The following is a 14133-nucleotide window of genomic DNA, read 5'->3' as shown; positions in this document are numbered from 1 at the left end:
TCCTCCACTTGGCTTTTATATCCGCTGCATCAGGCGCAGCGCTTCCTCCGACGGGCGCACCCCTAGACCTGGACCGGTCGGGAGGCGGTAGACGCCGTCCGCGCAGTCCATGTCACCTGCAAGGAGGCGCCGGTTAGGTTCGAAGATCGAATGCTGGAACTCGTGGCCGGTGAGCGTCGGCAGCGATGCGCTCGCCTGCAGGCTGGCGGCCAGGAAGATGCCCGCGCCGATGGTCGCGTGCGGGATCACCTCGATGCCCCGCTCCGCCGCCAGCGCGCCGATGCGGGTGAAGTTGGTGATGCCCTTGTGGCCCATCTCCGGCTGGACGATGGCGATGCGGCAGCGCTCCACCCGGTGGCGCATGTCCCAGACCGTGCGCCATTCCTCGCCGACGGCGATCGGCACGTCCGTACCGTTCGTGACCCGCTCCAGACCGGAGATGTCCTCGGTGTAGACCGGCGCCTCGGCGAACCACAGCCCGTGCGGCTTCATCGTCTCGATCAGGGCCAGCGCCTCGTCGGCCGTCTGGTTCCAGTGCATGTCGGCGGCGATCCGCGCATCGGGGCCCAGCGCCGCGCGCAAGGACTCCATCTCCGCCGCCGGCCCGTCGTCGGCGACCGGCGTTGCGAACTTGAACGCATCGAACCCGCGCGCCTGCCAGGACAAGGCGAGCTCGGCGCGGGCCTTGCGGGTCGCCTCGGGCAGGCCCGAGACATAGGCGGGGATGGTCTTCGAGCGGTCGCCGCCCAGAAGCTCCGCCACCGGCTTGCCGGCGATCTGCCCGGCAATGTCCCACAGGGCGATGTCGATGGCGGCCAGCGCGTCGACATAGAAGCCGCCGGTATAGCCGCGCACCCGCATCAGGTCGTAGAGGTCGTCGTAAATGGCCGAGGGGCCCGTCGGATCGCGGCCGATGGTAAAGTCGGCGAGCAGGTCCTTGACGATCTCGGCAACGGCGCCGGGCGCGACGAGGCCGTAGGTCTCGCCCCAGCCGACAACACCATCGCGGGTCTCGATGCGCAAGAGCACGCTGCGGTCGAAGGTCGGATAGACGGTGCGGTTGCCCTTGCGCACCAGATAGCCGCGCGCATTCGGCTCCTCGCCCTTGCGGGCCGCGCCGAGATAGGGCTTGTCCCGCGTCTGCGTCAGCGTGAAGACCTCGATGCTGCGGACAGCGTCGCTCATCGGGCGCCCCCGGCGACAGCCGCCTGCGGCGCGCCGATGCCGAGCGCCGCAAGGTTGGCATCTATATCCGCGCTCGCCGGGCCGTCGAGCTCCGGCGTGGGTGCGCGCACCACGGTGTTCTCCAGCACGCCGCGGCGGATCATCACATGCTTGGTCAGGCGCATCCGGTAGACGGCCTGCAGCGTCAGCAGCGGCAGGGTCCGCACATAGATCTCCCGCGCCTCGGCGATGCGCCCGGCCCGCCAGGCCCGGTCGAGCGCGACATGCTCGTCGGCAATCTCGATGGCGGGCATGGCCGCGCAGGCCCCGCGCGCATATTCGTCGAGAATGTAGCGCGCCCCGCCGCCGCCGATGACGCCGGCCAGCGTCTGCGGCCGATGGGCGAGCAGATGGCTGATCGCCGGTCCCGCCGGCAGGGTCTCTTCCTTGACATAGGCGATCTGCGGCACGGCACGCGCCACCTCGACCAGGGTCTGCGGCGCAATGTCGGAGCCGCGCGGCGCCGGGGCGTTCTGCAGCACGATACGCGCCTCCGGCAGGCCGGCCGCCACCTCGCTCATGAACGCCGTCACCGCCGCCGCTTCGCGGCCGATGGCGACCGGCGGCTGGATCATCAGCCAGGTGACGCCGACGGAGGCCGCCACGCGGCCATGGACGATCACGTCCGCGGCGCTCGGTGCGCTGGCGCCGGCGACCACCGGCACCTTGCCGCCGGCCTCCTGCGCCACCAGCGCCAGCAGCTCGGCCCGCTCGCCCGCTTCCAGTTGCTCCACCTCGCTGGCGAAACCCGGGAAGACGACGCCGTCCACACCGCAATCGAGCGCGAAGCGGACCAGGCGGCGCATCGCCGGAAGATCCACCTTTCCGTCTTGCGTGAAGGGCGTCGGGAGAACCGGAAGGATGCCGGCGAGATCAGTCATGTCGTCTATGTCCAATATGTGAGACTATGTTTCATAAATTGACACTATCTTGTTTCTCCGGCTAAGACAAGCATGAATGCTCGACCCACCGCCGCTCCCCGAAAGGACCGATTCATGCCCTCCCCCTCCGCCCTCAATGCGCCGCATGTCGTGGTCGACTGGGGCACCACCTCCTTCCGCGCGGTGCTGCTCGCCGCCGACGGCACGCAGCGCGACCGCATCGAGACGGGCGACGGCATCCAGTTTGTGGAAAAGCATGCGTTCGAGACCCGGCTGCTTGCCCTGCTCGCGCCCTGGCTGGAGGCGGAAGGAGCGCTCGACATCGTGCTGGTCGGCATGGTCACCAGCCGCAACGGCTGGATCGAGGTGCCCTATGTCCCCTGCCCGTGCTCGCTCGAAGACCTTGCGCGGGGTACGGTCACGCGCACCCTTTCCAACGGCTCGCGCGCCATCCTGCTCGCCGGCATCAACGATCCGGCCCGCGCGCCCTTCCCCGATGTGATGCGCGGCGAGGAGACCCAGATCGTCGGCTTCGGCCTGGAAAAGGACGCAACGCTCGTCCTGCCCGGTACTCACAGCAAGTGGGCCCGCGTTGCCGGCGGACGGATCTCGGGCTTTCGCACCTTCGTCACCGGCGAGTTCTTCGCCCTTTTGACGCAGCATTCGTTCATTGCCCGCGCCGCCGGCTCGGAACATGCCGGGGAAGACATGGCCGCCTTCGAGCGCGGCATCGAAGACGGCTCGCCGGAAGGCGCAGAGGGCGATGCCATGCTCTCGCTGGTCTTTGCCGCGCGTACCGGCATGCTCGCCGGCAAGCTTGCCCCTGGCGAAATTCGCGACTACGTCTCCGGGCTCCTGATCGCGCAGGAGTTCCGCCAGGCCCGCAATTGCGGCTTCTTCGCCAGCGGCGAGCGCATCGGCATCGTCGGCAATGACGGGCTCAACCGCCGCTATGCCGTCGTCGCCCGCCATTTCGGGCTGGATGTCGTTGAGGGGAGCGACCATGCCGCGATCGACGGTGCCCGGCAGATCCTCGCCGCGGCCATGGGAGACCTGACATGACCTTGCGCGAAGCGCTTGCCGCCTGCCCGCTCATTGCCATCCTGCGCGGCGTCACCCCGGCGGAAATCACCGATGTCGCCGACGTCCTCTTCGAGGCCGGCTTCCGCATCATCGAGGTGCCGCTCAACTCGCCCGATCCCTTCGCCAGCATCGACAAGCTGGCGAAGTCCCACGGCGGGCGGGCGCTGATCGGCGCAGGAACGGTGCTCGAGCCGAACCAGTGCCGCCGGCTCGCCGATGTCGGCGGCCGGCTGATGGTCGCGCCGAACTACGCTCCCGACGTGGTGGCTGAGGCGCAGGCGAGCGGGCTCGCGACGCTTCCGGGCGTCGCCACCCCGTCCGAGGCCTTCGCCGCGCTGCGCCAGGGGGCGGACGCGCTGAAGCTCTTCCCGGCCGAGGCGATGGAGCCGCGCGCGCTCAAGGCCTGGCGCAGCGTCATGCCGAAAGAGGCGCTGCTGCTTCCCGTCGGCGGCATCGACACCACGACGATGGCGCCCTGGTGCCAGGCCGGCGCCAGCGGCTTCGGCCTCGGCTCCTCTCTCTACCGGCCGGGCATCTCCCTCGACCAGCTTGCGGACAAGGCACAAGGCCTCATTGCTGCCGCCCGCAAGGCCTTTCCCGGAAACTGACCGCTCCTCCCTTCGGGACCCTCACCGCCATGCCCTCAGACGCAGGCCGATTGCCCGGCAAGCCCAGTTCCGGCCAGCCCGCACCCGATCACGGCCCGCCGCCGCCCACGCTCAGTGAGCGGCGGCCGCTGATCGAGGGGTTGCTGGCGACGGGGGCCGGCAACATCAACAATGCCTGCGTCAAGCTGCTGGCGGTGATGCCGACCAGCCAGCTGATCCTGCTGCGGGCGGTCGGCACGATCTTCATCCTGCTGCCGCTGATGATCCGGCGCGGCCTGCGCTGGCCGCCGCGCGTGGTGCTGGCGCGCGCCGCGCTCGAGGCCATCGCTACGGCCGGGTTGATGCACGCGCTCACCCTCGCCCCGCTCAGCTTCGTCGCCACGGTCATGATGACCATTCCCATCGGGGTGATGGCGATGAACTGGCTGCTGGCCGGCGAGCCCCTGTCGCCGCGCGGACGCATCCTGCTGCTGCTGGCGTTTTCCGGTGCGTTGATCGCCACCGGCCCGGCGCTGGCCGGCAGCATGGAAGGGGCGCTCTCCGCCGTCGGCTCTGCCGCCTTCTACGTCGCGCGCGACATGCTGACGAGCCGGCGGGCCTCGAGCGTGCCGAGCCTCGAACTGTCGTTCACGGCCAGCATCGCGACGCTGATCCTGGCGCTTGCCATGGGGGTCATCGGCGACTGGCGGCCGCTGGTCGCGGGCGAGACGGGCATCATCGCGGCGATGATCGTCTTCTATATTCTCAGCAATCTCCTGATCGCCTCGGCGACGCGGGCCCGTCATTCGACCATGGTCGCCGCCACCCGCTACTCGGCGGTGATCTGGGCCGCCCTGTTCGATCTGGTGCTGTTCGACCTGCCGCCGCGCCCGCTGACGCTGGTCGGCGCGGCGCTGATCGCGGCCTGCGGCATCGGCCTCGTCTTCACCGAAAGAAAACGGCGCGGACCGTGAAGGCCGCGCCGTCATTTTGAAACGGGAAAGCGACGAGGCTTATTCGGCCGCCGGCTTCAGCCGGTAGCGGAAGTCGCAATGGGACGCGCCCTTCATGATCGTCTGGGTGCGCGTCAGCTCCATCCGCGGATTGTAGCCGATGCAGAAGTCGCCATCGCGGTTGCAGGAGAGCAGGTGGCCGATATCGCCGAGCCCCATCTCCTTGTAGACCTCGGAATAGCGGCAGCGCTTGACGTTGAAGTCGAGCCGGTCCGGCCCCTTCTCCAGCACCTCGATCTGCAGCGCGTCGTCCATCTGCCACAGCGGCAGCAGGTCGGCGAAGTTCTCGAGGTCGGGCTCCTGCGGCTCCTTTTCCCGGAACTCCTTGCCCTGCGCGATGGCGGAGTTGGAGACGGCCTCGCCGATCACCTTTTCCGCTTCCTCGCGCCCGTGCCGCTCCACCAGCACATCGAAGACGTGCTTGAGGACCGCGGCCTCGATCCGGCGTTTCTCGATCATCGGCAGCGTCATCGTGGGTCCCTCTTTCCTGTGTCGTGCCCGATGCCGCGGCTCAATGCGCCGCGACATGCCCTCCCAGATAGGCGTCGGCGACGCGGCTGTCACTGGCCAGCTCCTTGGCGGAGCCTTCCATGACGATCTTGCCGCCCTCGATAACGGCGGCCCGGTCGGCGATGCGCAGCGCCGCCTTGGCGTTCTGCTCGACGATCAGGATCGAGTAGCCCTGCGCGCGGATCTCCTCGACCAGGTCGAAGATGAAGCGCACCAGCATCGGCGCAAGGCCGAGCGAGGGCTCGTCGAGCAGCAGCACCTTGGGCCGGCGCATCAGGGCGCGGCCGATGCACAGCATCTGTTGCTCGCCGCCCGACAGGGAGCCGGCGCCCTGCTTGAGCCGTTCCTTCAGCTTCGGGAACAGCCCGAGCACCCGGTCGAGCTCCGCCGTCTTCAGCGGCCCGCCGCCGATGGTCAGGTTCTCCAGCACGCTCATGTTGGAGAAGATCTGCCGCCCTTCGGGGGCCTGGAGAATGCCGAGATCGACGATCTGGTGGCTCTTCAGGCCGACGATGTTCTTGCCCTCGTAGCGGATCTCGCCGCCGGTCGGGTGGTAGATGCCGGAGATGCAGCGCATCAGGCTGGTCTTGCCGACACCGTTGGCGCCGAGAATGGCGTAGATGCCCTTCTCGGCGACGTCCAGGCTGATGTCGTGCAGGATGTCCTGGACGCCGATCCGCAGGGACAGGTTTGCGATTTCGAGAACGTTCACTCGTCCACCCCCAGATAGGCTTCCAGCACCTCGCGGTTCTGCCGGACGACCGACGGTTCCGCATCGGCGATCTTCTTGCCCGACGCCAGCACGACGATGCGCTCGCAAATGCTCATCACGAGGCCCATGTCGTGCTCGACGAGCATGACGGTGATCCCGCTGGAATGCAGGTCCTTGATGAAGGAGGCCAGCTCCGCCGTCTCGGAATCGTTCAGTCCCGCGGCCGGTTCGTCAAGGATCAGCAGGTCCGGGTTCATCGCCAGCGCGCGGGCGATTTCCAGATACTTGCGTTTGCCATAGGCAAGGTTCGCCGCAAGATCGTTGGCATAGCGGGTGAGCTGGACCTTCTCCAGCGCCTCCCAGCTCCGTTCGGAGATCTGCTGCGCGCGGTTCGATCCGCCGACGATCGCCTGCCAGGGCGTCTGGCCGATAGCCCCGACCGCGCCGACGGAGACGTTGTCGAACACCGTCATGTTCGGGAAGACGCGCAGGTTCTGGAACGTGCGCGAGATGCCCTTCGACGCGATGACCGACGGCTTGAGGCCGCTGATCTTCTCGCCGCGATAGCGGATCTCGCCCGACGAGACCGGGGTGAAGCCGGAGATCAGGTTGAACAGCGTCGTCTTGCCGGCGCCGTTCGGGCCGATCAGGCCGACGAGTTCCCGCTCTCCGACGGTGGTGGTGACGCTGTCGACAGCCATGAGGCCGCCGAAGCGCCGGGACACGTTGTCCACCTCGAGCATGGCGGTCATTTCCAGCCCACCTTCTGCTTGTCGGGATTGTCCTGCCAGGCGGAGCCGAACTGACGGCGGATGAAGTTGAGCGAGGGCACCTCTCCGAACAGTCCCTTGGGCAGGAACAGGATCGAGAAGAACAGCACGAAGCCGACGATGATGTTGCGCATGTCGCCCACCCCGCGCAGGGCCTCGGGCAGCAGGATCAGGAGCAGGGCGCCGATGATGGCGCCGGGAATGCTGCCCAGCCCGCCGACCACGACCATGGCGAGGATCAGGATCGATTCCGCGAAGTCGAAGTCCACCGGCGAGATGTAGCCCGTGGTGTAGGCCCACAAGGCGCCTGCGATGCCGGCGAAGAAGGACGAGATCATGAAGGACTCGATCTTCAGCCGGACCGTGTTGATGCCCATCGCATCGGCGCACTGGTCGTCTTCGCGCAGGCTGCGCAGGGCATTGCCGTAATAGGAATGGCTCAGCCGGTGAATGACCCAGATCGAGATGCAGACGATGGTCGCCACCACGAAGTAGATGCCCAGTTCGCTGTCGACGGTATAGCCGAACAGGTCGATCCCGGAGAACAGGCTGACGCCGTTCGGCCCCTTCGTCACCTCGACCCAGTTCTGCAGGACGAGGAAGATCATCTGGCCGATGCCGAGCGTGGCGACGGCGAAGTAGATGCTGACGAGACGCATGGTCGGCAGCGCGACGACGAAGGCGATGGCCGCCGCGCCGAGGCCCGCCAGCGGCAGGCCGAGGGTGAAACCGATGCCGTAATCGGCCCCGGCCAGCGCCGCGATATAGGCGCCGACGCCGTAGAAGGCGGCATGGCCCAGATGCAGCAGACCGGCAATGCCCGTGACCAGCTGCAGCGACACGGCCAGCAGCGAGAAGATCAGGGCCAGCATGACCACCTGGTAGATGTAGCCCTTGTCCAGGGACACCAGGAGGAGCGGAAGGGCGACGAAGAGCACCGCCAGGATGGCGAGCTTGAGGCCCGCCGACTGAATAAAGTCCTTAGACACGTTCCCTCCTCGCTCCGAAGAGCCCCTGCGGGAAGAACACCAAGGTGACGATGAGGAAGAGATACGCGACCATGTCGGCCCAGACCGACGACACGAAGGTCGTCGACAGGCTTTCCGCCACGCCCAGCACCAGCGCCGCGATGACGGCGCCCGGAATCGAACTCAACCCGCCCATGACCATGGCGACGAACGCCTTGACGCCCGGGATGAAGCCCATCGAGGGGAACACCGCACCGTAGTAGAGGCCGACGAGAATGCCGGCGAGCGCGCCCATCATCGAGCCGATGACGAAGGTCAGCACGATGGTGCGGTCGGTGTTGATGCCGACATATTTCGCGCCCAGCGGATTGTTCGACACCGCGCGGATCGACAGGCCGATGGCGCTGTATTTCAGCAGCCACTGCAGCCCGCCCAGCATCAGCACCGAGACGACGAAGATGATGATGTCGCCGTTGACGATGGTGACCGGACCGAGCGAGATCGGCTTGTTGATCAGGTAGCCGATGTCGATGGTCTGGAACTCGGAGCCGAACAGCAACTCCATGGCCTCGCGGGCGATGATCGACATGGCCAGCGAGGACATCAGCGTCGCCTCGCGCATGGCCCGCGATTTCAGCGAGGCTTCGTCCGAGAATCTTCGGAATGGCCTGAACGCCACCCTTTCCAGGCTGAAGCCCGCCAGCGCACCGACCGCCAGGACAATGAAGACGATGACGAGGAAGGGCGGGCCGAAGGCGGCGATCGCCATGATGCCGGCGAAGGCGCCGATCGTGTAGACCTCGCCATGGGCGAAGTTGACGACGTTGAGAACGCCGAAGATCAGCGTGAAACCGATGGCCATCAGGGCATAGACCATGCCGAGCGATATGCCGATCGTCAGCTGTTGCAGGTAATAGGGATCGATCACGGGAGTCTGTCCTGACCTGGGAACACGGGAACCAGGCGTAACGGGAGCCGTCCCCGCCCCCCGGGAACCGGGTCATGGCGGCGGCAGGTCCTCGATACGCACAAGCCTGCGGAGCCCGGCTGCGGCCCCGCTCCCCGGACCTTGCGTCCGGGGAGCGGGGAACGCGGCGTTACTTGAGCGGGACGAACTGGCCGCCGGTCACCGTTGCCTTGGTGAGCTGCTTCAGGGCCTCGCCGTTCTCGTCGAAGGAGGTGACGCCGGTGACGCCCGGGAAGTCCTTGGTCTTGGCCAGCTCGTCGCGGACGTTCTGGCGCGAGACGTCCGGATAGGCGCGGGCGACGGCCTCGAGCATGATGTTCACCGCGTCGTAGGCCTGGGCCGGGAACTGGCCGGGCTCGGCGCCGCCGCGGGCGGCCTTCCACTCGTCGACGAACTTCTTGACGTGATCGGTCTCGCTGTTGGGCAGGAAGGTGACCGTCAGGAACAGGCCTTCGGCGGCCGGACCGGCGAGCTCGACGAGCTTCTGGTTGTACGCGGCGGAGGTCGAATAGACCGGAATGTCGATGTTCAGCTGCTGCATCTGCTTGAGGAACTGGGCGCCGTCCTCATAGAAGAAGCCCGTGTAGATCGCGTCCGGCTTGGCGCGCTCGATCTTGGTGATGATCGAGCGGAAGTCCGGCAGGCCGCGGTTGAAGAACTCGGTGAAGACCACCTCGCCGCCATTGGCCTCGACCTTTTCGGCGAAGTCCTTGACCACCGACTGGCCCCAGTCGGTCTGCTCGGCGATGACCGCGATCTTCTTCAGGCCCTGCTCGTTCATCCAGTCGGCGTTGTAGACGCCTTCCTGGGCCTGCGTGGTGATGTTACGGAACTGCCATTCGGAGATCTTGGCGAAGTCCGGATGGGATGCGGTCTGGCTCAGCTGGGCCATCTCGGCGCGCTTGTAGACCTGGGCAGCGGCCATCGACACGGTGGAGGTGAAGTCGCCGAGCGCCGCGACGATGCGGTCGTCGTCGACGAACTTGCGGGCGATGGCAACGCCTTCCTTCGCGTCGGAGCGGGAGTCCTCGAAGATGATCTCCACCGGCACCTTGATCTTGCCGGAGGCGTTGAAGTCCTTGAGGGCGATCTCCGCGGCGGTCTTGAAGTCCTGGCCGTACTGCGCCGTGTTGCCGGTCAGCGGCAGCTGGTAGCCGAGATAAACCGGCCCCTCGGCCATCGCACCGAACGGCACGGCGAGCATGCCGGCGGCGCCGGCGAGCAACCCGATGGTGGTCCTGCGAGACATCGTCATAGTGATCTTCTCCTGTATTCTGGAAGAGCTTTTGGTTTGTTGTTTGATGGGGTCACCCCGCAGCCGGGATGACAGTCAGCTCAGCCTGCGTTCGCGCCCGGCTCCACCCGCAGCAGGCAGCAACCGGTCTTGCCCTTTGTCCAGGTTTCTCCCTTGAAGGTAAACCCGGCCTCGGTAAACAGGCCGCCGTCGATGGCGCCGGCGGCCTTGCAGAGCAGCTCGAGATCTTCCTCGTTGCGGCCCTGCTCCGTCCACGTGTCCTTCAGCGGACAGCGGTGGAACTGGATTTCCAGACTCTCGTCGTCGCACTTCTTGATCTCGGGCGCAAACATCTGGTCGGAACACGGGATGCCGCCGATGAAGGCGTCCTTCAGGCCCGGCAGGTCGTCCGGGCCCAGATGCGCGAACTTCTTGCCCATGTCCTTGCCCAGACGACGGGTGGATTCGGCGATCAGCTCGACGGCGCGGTCGGCGCCATAGGCCTCGCGCAGGACGTCGAACATATGCGCATAGGCCTTGGCGCGCATGGCGAAGGCCGCCTTCAGCATGTCGAGCGTGACGACCGGCTCGGTGGTGGTTTCCTGGGTCATATGGGGCATCGTCCTTTTGCTTGTCGTTGCTTGGGTCAGTCGCGGCCGTCGCGCCACCGGTACAGCTGAAGCATCACCGGCGGGGCGAAGGTCTTGACCAGACCGTGCAGGGGGATTGGCTTGGGATCGGACATAGGCAGGGCGAGCTGCGAGACCGGAGTGCCGGCGATCGCCGCTGCGAATTCCCGGCCGAGCGACACCGAAAGGGCGACACCGCGGCCGTTGCAGCCGGCCCAGCACCAGAAGTCGGGGCCGAGCTGGCAGATGAAGGGGAACCGGTCCTCGGTCATGCCGATATAGCCGTTCCACACGAAGTCGAATTCCGGCTTTCCGAGCACCGGGAAGGCCGTCTGCAGCCGGCGGCCGACGATCTCGCGCAGCCGGTCCGGGCCGTTGTGACCGAGTGCCAGCGCGCCGCCGGTCACCAGGCGGTTCCGCCTGTCGTAGCGGAAGAAATGCAGGTCGCCATGGGTGTCGGAGACGGCCTGGCGGCCCGGCACGACCACCTCGCGCTGCGCCTCGGTGAGCGGACGCGTCGCCATCTGCCAGGACAGGACCGGCACGACGGAGCGTGCCACCTTCGGCGCCAGCTGCGAGGACAGGAAGCCCGTATAGGCGTTGCTGGCCAGCATCACGGAGCGGGCGACGACCTCGCCGGACGGGGTGCGCAGGTGCCAGCGGCCCTCGCGCCGTTCCACCGCCTCGACGGGGCTCTTCTCGTGGATCGCAACGCCCTTGGCCTCGCAGGCGCTTGCCAGGCCGCGCGCCAGCGCCAGCGGGTTGATATGGCCTCCGGTCGGGTTGTACATGCCGCCGAACCAGCGATCCGAGCCGAGCAGCTCGGCGCATTCGGCCGCCTCCACCAGGCGGGCCGGCGCGCCGCGCTTCGCCCAGGCCTCGACGCGGGCCCGGCTCAGCTTCAGCCGGCTTTCCCGGTGCGCGGGCTGGAACCAGCCCGTCTGCTCCGCCTCGCAGTCGATCCCTTCCTCGCGGACGGTGTCGAACAGGTAGGAGGCGCTGTCGCGCACCAGGGCGACGAACCGCTCGCCGGCCTCGCCGAATCGCGTCTCGATCGCGTCCGGCTCGGCCGCCGTCATGGTCGGGATCACCTGGCCGTTGTTGCGGCCCGATCCGCCGAAGCCGACCTCCATGCCTTCCAGCACCATTGCCCGGTGCCCGGCCCTTGCCAGATGCAGCGCCGTGGAAAGGCCCGAGAATCCCCCGCCGATGACCGCCACATCGGTCTCGATGCGGCCGGCGACGGCCGGTGCCGCCTGTCGCGGCGGGGCGGTGTCCGCCCAAAGGGATGCCGAGATCTGCTTGCTGGAAAACATGGGCGGTCCGTTCTCAAGAGGCCCGGGACGGGGGTTTGTGGATAGAAGTTCTCGCCCCGGCGATCAACTGGCTGTGGAGAAGCGGCAGTTCCTCGGGCCGCCAGAACCAGCGCAGGCTGTCGTCCTCGCCGCAATCGCCGCAGGGATCCCCGGCAAGGCCGGCAAGCGCCGCTTCCTGCTCGGCGGCCAGCCGCCGCGCCGTTTCAAGACACGTGTCGAAGTCCGGCACGTTCGCCTCGCCAGTTTGCTGCAGCGCGGCATCGGGGGCAAGCGCCTCGAGCAGCGTTGCAGGCCGCGCCTTGGGACGCACGGCCCCGCTCATCGCCCACACGCCGGACTGCGGGTTGACCTTGTAGAGCGACATGAAGGCCGCACCGTGGGCTGCGACGAAGCGCACCGCCTCGATGATGTAGTCGGTGGTGCGCTCGTCGAAGAAGTAGTTGAACCCGAGCCGCACCCAGCCCGGCCGCAGCACGCTCTGCCCGCCGCGCACCTCCTGCTGGTGGCGCAGCGCATCGTCGTCGCCGATTCCCAGCAGCGCATGGCCGTAAGGCCCGGCGCAGGAGCAGCCGCCGCGCGCCTGGATGCCGAACAGGTCGTTCAGCAGCGCGACGACGAGACCGTAATGCAGCTTCTTGGAGCCGCTGCGGATGTTCAGCGCGAAGACGCCGATGCGCTCGGCGTCGAGCGGCCCCAGCAGCTCGATATTCGGGTCCTGCGCCCAGTTGCGCATGGCCCGCGCCACCATCGCCGCCTCGCGGCGCTCGATCTCGTGCGCGCCGACGCAGTCCTTCAGCTCCAGCGCCAGGCCCGCCTTGATGTCGCCGACGATGTTGGGCGTGCCCGCTTCCTCGCGCCGCTCGACGCTGGAGACGTAGCAATGTCCTTCCGCGGTCACGTAGCTGACCGTGCCGCCGCCGGTGGCGGTCGGCTCGATGCCCTCGAACAGCGCCTTGTCGCAGATCAGCAGGCCGGACGCGCCCGGCCCGCCGACGAACTTGTGCGGCGACAGGAACAGCGCGTCGATGTGATCGCCCGCCCCTTCCGCCGTCTCGCCAATGCAGATCGGCATGTAGGGGGCGCCGGCCGCATAGTCGCAGAAGAACAGGGCGCCATGGGCATGCAGGAGCTTCGCAATCGCCCGCACGTCGCTCTTGACGCCGGTGACGTTGGAGGCGGCCGAGAACACGCCGAAGCGCGGCACGCCCTCGCCGACGGCGGCGAGTTCGCGCGCCAGCGTGTCGAGGCAGATGCCGCCGGCCGCGTTCAGCGGAATGCGGCGGATGCGGGCGCCGGTCTCGCGCCACGGCAGGTCGTTGGAATGGTGCTCGTAGGGGCCGACGAAGACCACCGGCAGCTCGCTCTGAGGCGTCTCGGCGACAGAGGCCCGCCGCGGCAGGCGGCCCTGCAATTGCAGGGCGCGCACCAGCTTGTTGACGGCCGAGGTGGCGCCGGAGCCGGTGAAGATCACCGCATGGCGCTGGTCTGCGCCGACCGCCTTGCGGATGGTCTCGCGGGCGGCCTCGCGCAGCACCGTCGTCTGGCGGCCGGTATAGGAGGTTTCCGTGTGGGTGTTGCCGTAGTCGGGGAGGATGCGGTCGCGGATCAGGTCCTCGATGAAGGACAGTCCGCGCCCGGAGGCAACATAGTCCGCATAGACGAGAGGCCGCACGCCGAAGGGGGTTTCGATCGCCCGGCCCTCGCCGATGACGCCGGCGCGGATCCGCGCGATGCGCGCGTCAGCGTCCGCCATCGACAGCGTCGAGTGGTAGTCGGGTACTTCGCTTGATTTGTTCCATTGAGAAACAGGATGTGACATCATTGAGCTCGATGAGATTGATGAACTTCTTGTAGAAGGCGTCGTAGGACGAATTGCTCTTGGTGATTACCTTCAAGAGATAGTCATACTCGCCCGCCAGTCGGTTCACTTCCACGATTTCCGGGAATAGACTCACGACGCTGTTGAACTTCTCCAGCCAGGCTGTGTTGTGCTGGCTGGTCCGTATCATCACGAAAACCGTGAGCTCGAGGCCGATCCTGCTTTGATTCAAAAGCGTTACGCGGCCGTCGATATACCCCTCTCGCTCGAGCTTCTGGAGGCGACGCCAACATGGCGTTGTCGAGAGACCTACCTTCTCAGAAACCTGAGCTATGGATAGGCTAGCATCATCTTGAATTACAGAAAGTATTTTCCTATCGAACTCATCAATTTGCATCGTTCGTTCTACCTCTGGAATTT

The 14133-nt window shown here is 67.0% G+C and carries 15 protein-coding genes; 3 read left to right on the top strand and 12 right to left on the bottom strand.

All coding sequences use genetic code 11. From position 1 onward, the window contains the following. Window positions 1–15: 15 nt before the first annotated feature. Both MNI96_RS15470 and MNI96_RS15465 read right to left on the bottom strand, forming a co-directional pair. Window positions 16–1185 carry a mandelate racemase/muconate lactonizing enzyme family protein gene (locus MNI96_RS15470; protein WP_249694592.1) on the bottom strand — a complete coding sequence of 390 codons (1170 nt, stop codon included), beginning with the start codon at window positions 1183–1185 and terminating at the stop codon, window positions 16–18. Beyond that, window positions 1182–2105 carry a dihydrodipicolinate synthase family protein gene (locus MNI96_RS15465; protein WP_249694590.1) on the bottom strand — a complete coding sequence of 308 codons (924 nt, stop codon included), beginning with the start codon at window positions 2103–2105 and terminating at the stop codon, window positions 1182–1184. Before MNI96_RS15465 ends, MNI96_RS15470 begins: the two co-directional genes overlap by 4 nt. 114 nt (window positions 2106–2219) lie before the next feature. Here MNI96_RS15465 and MNI96_RS15460 point away from each other — a divergent pair, with 114 nt between their 5' ends. The 3 genes from MNI96_RS15460 to MNI96_RS15450 are packed head-to-tail and all read left to right on the top strand — an operon-like array spanning window position 2220 to window position 4749. Next, entirely contained in the window at window positions 2220–3167 is a 948-nt protein-coding gene (locus MNI96_RS15460; protein WP_249694588.1) for a 2-dehydro-3-deoxygalactonokinase, read from the top strand. Then, window positions 3164–3796 carry a 2-dehydro-3-deoxy-6-phosphogalactonate aldolase gene (locus MNI96_RS15455; RefSeq protein ID WP_249694586.1) on the top strand — a complete coding sequence of 211 codons (633 nt, stop codon included), beginning with the start codon at window positions 3164–3166 and terminating at the stop codon, window positions 3794–3796. The genes MNI96_RS15460 and MNI96_RS15455 overlap by 4 nt, the downstream gene beginning before the upstream one ends. A 29-nt stretch (window positions 3797–3825) precedes the next feature. After that, complete coding sequence (locus MNI96_RS15450; RefSeq protein WP_249694584.1) at window positions 3826–4749, top strand: DMT family transporter; 924 nt, start codon at window positions 3826–3828, stop codon at window positions 4747–4749. A gap of 39 nt (window positions 4750–4788) precedes the next feature. Here MNI96_RS15450 and MNI96_RS15445 read toward each other — a convergent pair whose 3' ends face one another. The 10 genes from MNI96_RS15445 to MNI96_RS15400 form a co-directional block, all read right to left on the bottom strand. Beyond that, the gene (locus MNI96_RS15445) at window positions 4789–5259 is read right to left on the bottom strand and encodes an L-2-amino-thiazoline-4-carboxylic acid hydrolase (protein WP_249694582.1); all 471 of its coding nucleotides are present in this window, start codon (window positions 5257–5259) and stop codon (window positions 4789–4791) included. A gap of 40 nt (window positions 5260–5299) precedes the next feature. After that, a complete protein-coding gene (locus tag MNI96_RS15440) occupies window positions 5300–6010 on the bottom strand; it encodes an ABC transporter ATP-binding protein (RefSeq protein WP_249694580.1) in 711 nt (236 codons plus the stop codon). After that, complete coding sequence (locus tag MNI96_RS15435; protein ID WP_249694578.1) at window positions 6007–6762, bottom strand: ABC transporter ATP-binding protein; 756 nt, start codon at window positions 6760–6762, stop codon at window positions 6007–6009. Before MNI96_RS15435 ends, MNI96_RS15440 begins: the two co-directional genes overlap by 4 nt. Then, window positions 6759–7769 (bottom strand): branched-chain amino acid ABC transporter permease, encoded by a 1011-nt coding sequence (locus MNI96_RS15430; RefSeq protein WP_249694577.1) that lies wholly within the window; start codon window positions 7767–7769, stop codon window positions 6759–6761. Before MNI96_RS15430 ends, MNI96_RS15435 begins: the two co-directional genes overlap by 4 nt. After that, on the bottom strand, window positions 7762–8676 hold the full coding sequence (locus tag MNI96_RS15425) for a branched-chain amino acid ABC transporter permease (RefSeq protein ID WP_249694576.1): 915 nt from the start codon (window positions 8674–8676) through the stop codon (window positions 7762–7764). Before MNI96_RS15425 ends, MNI96_RS15430 begins: the two co-directional genes overlap by 8 nt. Before the next feature lie 169 nt (window positions 8677–8845). Continuing rightward, a complete protein-coding gene (locus tag MNI96_RS15420) occupies window positions 8846–9970 on the bottom strand; it encodes an ABC transporter substrate-binding protein (RefSeq protein ID WP_249694575.1) in 1125 nt (374 codons plus the stop codon). Window positions 9971–10050: 80 nt separating this feature from the next. Next, window positions 10051–10560, bottom strand: a complete 510-nt coding sequence (locus tag MNI96_RS15415) for an L-2-amino-thiazoline-4-carboxylic acid hydrolase (RefSeq protein WP_249694574.1) — start codon at window positions 10558–10560, stop codon at window positions 10051–10053. A gap of 35 nt (window positions 10561–10595) precedes the next feature. Further along, window positions 10596–11894: an NAD(P)/FAD-dependent oxidoreductase gene (locus tag MNI96_RS15410; protein ID WP_249694573.1), complete on the bottom strand. Its 1299-nt coding sequence runs from the start codon at window positions 11892–11894 to the stop codon at window positions 10596–10598. A 13-nt stretch (window positions 11895–11907) separates the two neighbouring features. After that, complete coding sequence (locus tag MNI96_RS15405; protein WP_249694572.1) at window positions 11908–13647, bottom strand: aminotransferase class V-fold PLP-dependent enzyme; 1740 nt, start codon at window positions 13645–13647, stop codon at window positions 11908–11910. Continuing rightward, complete coding sequence (locus MNI96_RS15400) at window positions 13634–14104, bottom strand: Lrp/AsnC family transcriptional regulator (RefSeq protein ID WP_067339422.1); 471 nt, start codon at window positions 14102–14104, stop codon at window positions 13634–13636. Before MNI96_RS15400 ends, MNI96_RS15405 begins: the two co-directional genes overlap by 14 nt. Window positions 14105–14133: the final 29 nt, after the last annotated feature.

This window comes from Stappia sp. WLB 29, from assembly GCF_023507705.1.
Lineage (GTDB): Bacteria > Pseudomonadota > Alphaproteobacteria > Rhizobiales > Stappiaceae > Stappia.
Note: the sequence above shows the minus strand (reverse complement) of the source record. Positions and strands in the feature narration are given on the sequence as shown.

Coding starts and splice junctions, on each gene's coding strand:
- MNI96_RS15405 (WP_249694572.1), bottom strand. CDS start 13,647: ATGGCGGACGCTGACGCGCGCATCGCGCGGATCCGCGCCGGCGTCATC.
- MNI96_RS15460 (WP_249694588.1), top strand. CDS start 2,220: ATGCCCTCCCCCTCCGCCCTCAATGCGCCGCATGTCGTGGTCGACTGG.
- MNI96_RS15465 (WP_249694590.1), bottom strand. CDS start 2,105: ATGACTGATCTCGCCGGCATCCTTCCGGTTCTCCCGACGCCCTTCACG.
- MNI96_RS15470 (WP_249694592.1), bottom strand. CDS start 1,185: ATGAGCGACGCTGTCCGCAGCATCGAGGTCTTCACGCTGACGCAGACG.
- MNI96_RS15435 (WP_249694578.1), bottom strand. CDS start 6,762: ATGACCGCCATGCTCGAGGTGGACAACGTGTCCCGGCGCTTCGGCGGC.
- MNI96_RS15410 (WP_249694573.1), bottom strand. CDS start 11,894: ATGTTTTCCAGCAAGCAGATCTCGGCATCCCTTTGGGCGGACACCGCC.
- MNI96_RS15455 (WP_249694586.1), top strand. CDS start 3,164: ATGACCTTGCGCGAAGCGCTTGCCGCCTGCCCGCTCATTGCCATCCTG.
- MNI96_RS15445 (WP_249694582.1), bottom strand. CDS start 5,259: ATGACGCTGCCGATGATCGAGAAACGCCGGATCGAGGCCGCGGTCCTC.
- MNI96_RS15420 (WP_249694575.1), bottom strand. CDS start 9,970: ATGACGATGTCTCGCAGGACCACCATCGGGTTGCTCGCCGGCGCCGCC.
- MNI96_RS15415 (WP_249694574.1), bottom strand. CDS start 10,560: ATGACCCAGGAAACCACCACCGAGCCGGTCGTCACGCTCGACATGCTG.
- MNI96_RS15450 (WP_249694584.1), top strand. CDS start 3,826: ATGCCCTCAGACGCAGGCCGATTGCCCGGCAAGCCCAGTTCCGGCCAG.